The sequence below is a fragment of the Vibrio sp. V10_P2A27P122 genome (assembly GCF_963874335.1).
GTDB lineage: Bacteria > Pseudomonadota > Gammaproteobacteria > Enterobacterales > Vibrionaceae > Vibrio > Vibrio anguillarum.
Genome location: NZ_CAWNHY010000235.1, coordinates 21,618 through 27,920, shown reverse-complemented (window position 1 = coordinate 27,920; position 6,303 = coordinate 21,618). Strand labels below are relative to the sequence as shown.

Below are 6,303 nucleotides of genomic sequence, written 5' to 3'. Positions count from 1 at the left end.
TATTAGCTTTGTATCTTTAATTAGTGATCGAAAGTATAAAAAAGTTAAAATCAAACACTCAACTTTACAGCAGGATCATGCAAAGTTAGAAGTTGAATCTACACATGACCCACTCACGGATTTGTATAACCGAAGATATCTTGATACTTGGTTTTCTTATCAGGAAGAAACAACTAATAATAAACCACATTTATTAGCCATAATTGATGTCGACTATTTCAAAAAAATAAATGATCAGTATGGTCATGAGGCGGGGGATGAAGTGTTAAGGGCATTATCTACCATTCTGAAACAGCAGCTTCGACCTGAAGATCTACTTATGAGGTGGGGAGGTGAAGAGTTTGTGATGATCATTAGTACACCAGAAGCTCATATTAAAGAAGTCTTGGAGAGAATTCGTGCTCAAGTCGAACAAACATCATTTTACTGGGCAGGGCAGCGGGTTCCTGTAACTGTTTCCATTGGAGCAATTGCTGAGAAGTCGGTGTCTAAGTTGGCGTTGTCGTGGCAGAGTGCAATGGAGAGTGCAGACCAAGCGTTATACCAAGCGAAGTCAGAAGGAAGGAATCGATTCATTGTAAATGATAGTTATCAGTGATTGAAAAGCCACCTAGTGAGGTGGCTTTGATATTTTATTCGTGGTGCTGTTAGTCTCGGAAATTGTCATACTGGAATGGCTGGCCCATATCCGATTCACGCATTAGAGCGATCACTGATTGTAAATCATCTCTCTTTTTACCCGTTACTCTTACTTTTTCACCTTGAATGGATGCTTGGACTTTGAGCTTGGCATCCTTAATGGCTTTTACCACTTTCTTTGAGGTTAACGGGTCCAGTCCTTGTTTAAATTGGACATCTTTAAACCAGCGCTTGCCGGAATGTACAGAATCTTTCGCTTCCATCGCTTTGGCATCAACACCTCGTTTCGCGAGGTTGCCACGTAAAATATCCATCATTTGACCCAATTGAAAATCATCTTCTGCAGACAGTTTTACAACTTCATCTTTGAGTTCAAATCCAGCTTCTACATTACGAAAATCAAAACGAGTAGAAAGCTCTCGGTTTGCATTATCGACAGCATTACGAAGTTCAACAGTATCGACTTCTGAAACGATATCAAAAGAAGGCATGGTGTTTCCTTATCTATTGCTTAGTATTTATTTTAAGTTACGGCGGTCAGTGATCGCTTGTGCCAGCATATCCAGCATAGTTGCTGTGTCATCCCATCCTAAGCATGGATCGGTAATCGATTGACCATAGGTGAGGTTATTTAAGTCATGCATTGGCTGATTACCTTCGATAATGAAGCTTTCAGCCATAATACCAGCAACGAAATCCTTACCTGTACGTATTTGTGTGCAGATGTCGGCCGTTACATCTATCTGTTTTCTATGCTGCTTTTGGCAATTCGCGTGGCTAAAATCTACGATGAGGCGCGGGGCTAAGCCGAATTCGATCAGTTGCTCGCAGGCTGCAGATACGGAGTCAGCGTCATAGTTTGTCCCTGTATCACCACCGCGTAAAATAACATGGCCAAAGGGGTTACCACTGGTACGATAAACGGTCATACGGCCATTTTTATCCGGTGAGTAAAAGTAATGCGATGCTTGGGCCGCTCGAATGGCATCAATAGCAATTTTGATGTTGCCATTCGTGCCATTTTTAAAACCGACAGGGCATGACAGCGCAGACGCCATTTCTCGGTGTATCTGAGATTCCGTAGTACGTGCACCAATAGCTCCCCACGTGATGAGATCTGCGATGTATTGCCCGGTGATCATGTCTAAAAATTCAGTCGCAGTAGCAAGGCCTAGCTTGTTGATATCTAATAATAATTTCCGTGCTTTATTGAGCCCTGTTTCCAGTGCATATGAACCATCCAGATTGGGATCCGTAATCAAACCTTTCCAGCCCACAACGGTGCGTGGTTTCTCGAAATAGGTACGCATGACGATAAACAGTTCATTTTTATATTGGTCTTGGATCGCACTCAAACGTTGAGCGTAATCCATTGCGGCTTCAGTGTCGTGTACTGAACACGGACCGACAATGACTAACAAGCGATCATCGTGACCAGTCAGAATATTTTCAATTTGACGGCGTGAGTTTGCGATGCGCTCTGCTACGTCGTCTGTGATCGGATGCGCATTTCCAAGCTCTGCCGGAGTCGGCATTGGGCCCAAGGCTTGAGTTCTTAATTCATCTGTTTTTAATGGCATGGTAAAGCCTGTACTCTTATTGCGAAGCGGTAAAGATAACGGAATTGGCAATAGGAATAAACTCCAAAACGGAAAACTTATTGCTTATCATCCGTAAGGTGAAATTTTATTCATAAATTCGCCATAAATATTTACTTTTACTTGAATTAATACTCGGCTATGGGTATTTTCCTGAGCAAGATAATTAAAAATGTAGGGAGTAATGAATGAGTTTGGCACAACATGATACAATCCACCCTCAGTTGATCTTAGGTGATGCCCTTCCAGCGGCAATTGAATCAAGTGGAAATGCCCAGCATTTGTATGTATCGCTGTCCGACATTATTTTAGATTCGTTGTTTTATCATCCTTCGATTGAGCAACATTTTGCGAATCTAACTGAACTTGAGCAAGGCTCTTTGCAATCCATTCTTGATGACAAAGCGGTGGCGGAGCATTTTACGTCAACCATTGTTGATAGAGTCGTGGCAGCGGTTCAAAAAAATCACACTACGATTCGTGTCTGTTTGAGTGATGCAGATAGTTACACTTATAAAGCGTTGATCGGTGGAAGTGTTGAAACGGATGAAATTAACCCAGCGATGGGAGTGCGTGGCGTATCGCGTTTTTCTTCCAACCAGTATGCAAAAGCGTTTAGTTATGAATGCGCTGTGATCAAGGCATTGCGCAAGCAAGGATTGAACATCGAAATTGTGGTGCCATTTGTTCGAACATTAAGTGATGCGGCTACGATCATTGACCGACTGGCAGAGCAGTCTTTACCTCGGAGTTTAGATGGTTTGAAAGTGCTTTATTCTTGCGATGTTCCATCAGCGGCATTGTTGGCAGAGCGTTTGATGCACTATTTTGATGGTGTGGTCATCAACATCGATAACTTAACACAATACACCTTAGGTATTGATAAAGAGAATCCCGAACTTTCCCATTTGTTTAATCCAGAGAGTGAGGCGGTCATCACGCTGCTCGATTTAGCATCAAAAGCGGCACGTCATGCGAATAAGCCGATTTTGGTCGTCACCCAAGCACTCGCAAGTTATCCAAAGCTGCAGGAGCACTTAGCTGAAAGTGTTCAGGCTGATGTTGTGGTAAAAATGTAATGATCTGATTTGGGCGCAGAATAGCTGCGCTCAACCCTAACTTTTTGTAACAACTTATTGACATTTCACAGCGTATACCTTGAACTGGTCCGACAACCATATTGAAAAGGTCAAGCCTCATGCTCTCCCCATTAACAAAAGCGAATCTTTACTTAAATCTGTTTGGTTTTTTAAAAGTGCCATTGATTTGGTCCTGCAGGCCAAAGATTTTAGTGCTAAACGAACGCTCTGTAGAAATTCGAATTCCACTTAAACGTCGCAATAAAAATCATTTAAATAGTATGTATTTTGGTGTGTTAGCCGTTGGTGCAGACGTAGCGGGCGGTTTTATGGCAATGCATAAAGCACAACAGCGTGGCTCCAAAGTATCGTTGGCGTTTAAAGCGGTTAGTGCGGAGTTTTTAAAAAGGCCGGAGGCGGATGTTCATTTTCATTGCCATGATGGCCAGCTAATAGACAGTATGCTTGATGAAACTATCGCGACCGGAGAGCGAGTCAATCAGACAGTAAAGATTATTGCAACCTGTCCTTCATTGCATGGTGACGAGCCTATGGCGGAGTTTCATCTTACTTTATCGTTAAAGCGTATTGGTAAATAAGGCTGAATTAGAGACTACTCGCTTAATTCTATCGGTTCAATGTCGACAATCTTATTTCTATTTAAAACAATTTTCCAACGGTAGTAGCGGGGCTCTTCTTTATGGTTATCTTCTTTGATAATCAAGTTAAGCAAGTGCCGTTTTTCTACGGTTTCTCGACTCACTTGACCACCACTTAACTGATAAATGCGATTAGAGCCTTTGTCCATCAAACGGGTAATCGGGCGTAGATCAATGTGTAAAGTTTCGCGTGTTTCCTCATAGCCACTCATGAAGCGTGAGGTTGACATGGCCGTTTCTGAGCGATAGTGAAGTACCTGTTCCTCCCTTTGAACAATGCGTTTCTTTCGAATTGTTTTGATTCTGTCTGGTAATTTACTCAGGTTGGTATAATCAAGCCATTCAATTTTGTAACCCACAGATTTTCCGGTCGTTGGGTCTATGTAACGACGCTTCCATTTAGGTTTTCCTTTACGGATCCAGCGCCACAGCATATCGCGTAAGTCATCTTTAAAGATCTCGCGTAATGCATAAACAAACGACATAGCGATGATAAAAGAGGCGGTGATTTCCCCCCAATAGTCGCGAGCTGTAATGGCGATGACGGTGACAAACAGCATTACAAGCCCAGTCGCGATGCCTTTTACGGCACGCTTCATGTTATTACCTAAAGAAGTGACGTGTTCATTAAGCACAATGGGATGCTCGATTAAACGGCGTAGTAGGCGCATCTTGTTACTCAGCCGAGTGATGTCTTCCCCTGCCTTTGCTGAGTTGTAATTGTTAAGTTTACGATGTGCCTGTTCTTTTTCAACCAGTGTAATTAGACGCTCTTTGATGGTTTTATATTCACCATCGCGGTTCATGTGTGCGACTAGGGAAAGAAACTTTTGCTCAGTATACCAAGATAAATAGTTATCAATATTGGCGTAATAGCGTTTTAAGCTCTCTTCATAAGGAATGCTGCGGCGCAATCTTTTCAAAATATCTAAAGAGAGTTCAATGACACTATCAACTTCATCTGATGTGACGGTGTCACTCGTCGTATTGAGTTGTACTACAGCTTTATCTAGAGCGATAACATACTGATAAGCAAATAAACTCAAACTGACTCGATACTGAGTAGAAGAGAGATGGCCTCGTTGTGCAAGTCGGCTGTGCACTAAGGGCAGTAACGTTTTATCACTGTAATACGCACGCTCTTGGTGGATGAAGCTATAGTAAAAGTCAGATTCAGGAAGTATTTCGGGTGTTAGACCTAAATCACCGGGAATGAATAGGTAAATGTCTAGATCAAGTTCTTTGCTCTGAGACATGGCATGTGAAATTTTAAGCGTGATGGTATCTTGCTTATCGACATTAACCAAAGAAAGCTCCTGAAAAAATGCTTATTTTTCCCTTGAATGCAGGAAAGGATAACAGAGATCACGTATAATCTCTGCAAAATTGAGGTGAGACATAGTAAATGATTAACGTTGGTCAAATAAACAGTTTAGAAGTCGTAAAGATTGCTGATTTCGGCGTATTTTTGGATGCTGAAGATTTTGGAACCACTTTACTGCCTAAACGATTTACCCCAGATGGGGTTGGATTGGGGCAGAAAATAGACGTATTTTTGTATTTCGATTCAGACAATCAACTTGCCGCGACGACTGAAAAACCGATTGCAAAAGTAGGCGAGTGGGGATTGATGAAAGTTCAGGGTGTGAATAGCACTGGTGTTTTTGTTGATTGGGGTCTGAAGGGTAAAGATTTATTGGTGCCTTACAGCGAACAGCGTGCTCGTTTTAAAGAAGGACAAATGATTTTAGTGTATGTCTACACTGATAAGGCTTCCGGCCGCATCGTAGGCACAACTAAATTCAACAAGTGGCTGGACAAAACCCCTGCAAACTATACGCAGAATCAGCAAGTTGATCTATTAATTGCAGAACACTCAGAACTCGGATACAAGGCCATCATCAATGGCGAGCACTGGGGGATGATTTTCCCATCAGATGTGTTTGGTAAGTTGTTTATTGGTAAGACCTTAAAAGGCTACATCAAAAATATCCGTGAAGATGGAAAAATTGACCTAGCTCTGCAAAAAATTGGCGTAGCAAAAATGGATGAGCTAAGCACTAAGATCATAGAGTTACTTGAGAAAAAGGGTGGTTTTCTTCCATTAAGTGATAAATCGACACCAGAAGCTATTTTTTCGATGTTCCGTACCAGTAAGGGAACCTTTAAGAAGAGCATTGGTGGTTTGTACAAGCAGGGAAAAATTACCATTGGGGAAGATGGAATTCATCTTGTATAGCTGAGGCGTTCACCTCCTGTTGCAATCTATTTTCCTTGACGATAAAAAAAGGCCCGAAACTTTTCCGTTTTTGGGCCTAGGGGAATGGC

7 protein-coding genes are annotated in these 6,303 nt (G+C 42.0%); 4 read left to right on the top strand and 3 right to left on the bottom strand.

Features of this window, described 5'->3' with window-relative positions; genetic code table 11:
• A partial coding sequence (locus AACQ17_RS09865; RefSeq protein WP_141201436.1) for a GGDEF domain-containing protein occupies positions 1-598 on the top strand: 598 nt, incomplete at its 5' end.
• A 49-nt stretch (positions 599-647) separates the two neighbouring features.
• Here AACQ17_RS09865 and AACQ17_RS09860 read toward each other — a convergent pair.
• A complete protein-coding gene (locus tag AACQ17_RS09860; RefSeq protein WP_010319065.1) occupies positions 648-1,130 on the bottom strand; it encodes a YajQ family cyclic di-GMP-binding protein in 483 nt (160 codons plus the stop codon).
• A 27-nt stretch (positions 1,131-1,157) separates the two neighbouring features.
• Positions 1,158-2,219 carry a 3-deoxy-7-phosphoheptulonate synthase gene (locus tag AACQ17_RS09855; RefSeq protein WP_026028836.1) on the bottom strand — a complete coding sequence of 354 codons (1,062 nt, stop codon included), beginning with the start codon at positions 2,217-2,219 and terminating at the stop codon, positions 1,158-1,160.
• A gap of 206 nt (positions 2,220-2,425) precedes the next feature.
• On the opposite strand from AACQ17_RS09855, the gene AACQ17_RS09850 reads away from it, so the two are divergent.
• Together AACQ17_RS09850 and AACQ17_RS09845 are read left to right on the top strand one after the other, a co-directional pair.
• A complete protein-coding gene (locus tag AACQ17_RS09850; protein WP_010319067.1) occupies positions 2,426-3,316 on the top strand; it encodes a putative PEP-binding protein in 891 nt (296 codons plus the stop codon).
• Positions 3,317-3,435: 119 nt separating this feature from the next.
• Positions 3,436-3,915 carry a PaaI family thioesterase gene (locus tag AACQ17_RS09845; RefSeq protein WP_017047658.1) on the top strand — a complete coding sequence of 160 codons (480 nt, stop codon included), beginning with the start codon at positions 3,436-3,438 and terminating at the stop codon, positions 3,913-3,915.
• A gap of 14 nt (positions 3,916-3,929) precedes the next feature.
• Here the strand turns inward: AACQ17_RS09845 and AACQ17_RS09840 are convergent, their stop codons facing one another.
• On the bottom strand, positions 3,930-5,282 hold the full coding sequence (locus AACQ17_RS09840) for a hypothetical protein (RefSeq protein ID WP_017044687.1): 1,353 nt from the start codon (positions 5,280-5,282) through the stop codon (positions 3,930-3,932).
• Between the two features lie 98 nt (positions 5,283-5,380).
• On the opposite strand from AACQ17_RS09840, the gene AACQ17_RS09835 reads away from it, so the two are divergent.
• Entirely contained in the window at positions 5,381-6,214 is an 834-nt protein-coding gene (locus AACQ17_RS09835) for a CvfB family protein (RefSeq protein ID WP_094124919.1), read from the top strand.
• Positions 6,215-6,303 lie beyond the last annotated feature (89 nt).

Bases quoted from the DNA above. Each gene is read 5' to 3' on its own strand.
- AACQ17_RS09860 (WP_010319065.1), bottom strand. From the start codon at position 1,130: ATGCCTTCTTTTGATATCGTTTCAGAAGTCGATACTGTTGAACTTCGT.
- AACQ17_RS09835 (WP_094124919.1), top strand. From the start codon at position 5,381: ATGATTAACGTTGGTCAAATAAACAGTTTAGAAGTCGTAAAGATTGCT.
- AACQ17_RS09845 (WP_017047658.1), top strand. From the start codon at position 3,436: ATGCTCTCCCCATTAACAAAAGCGAATCTTTACTTAAATCTGTTTGGT.
- AACQ17_RS09850 (WP_010319067.1), top strand. From the start codon at position 2,426: ATGAGTTTGGCACAACATGATACAATCCACCCTCAGTTGATCTTAGGT.
- AACQ17_RS09855 (WP_026028836.1), bottom strand. From the start codon at position 2,219: ATGCCATTAAAAACAGATGAATTAAGAACTCAAGCCTTGGGCCCAATG.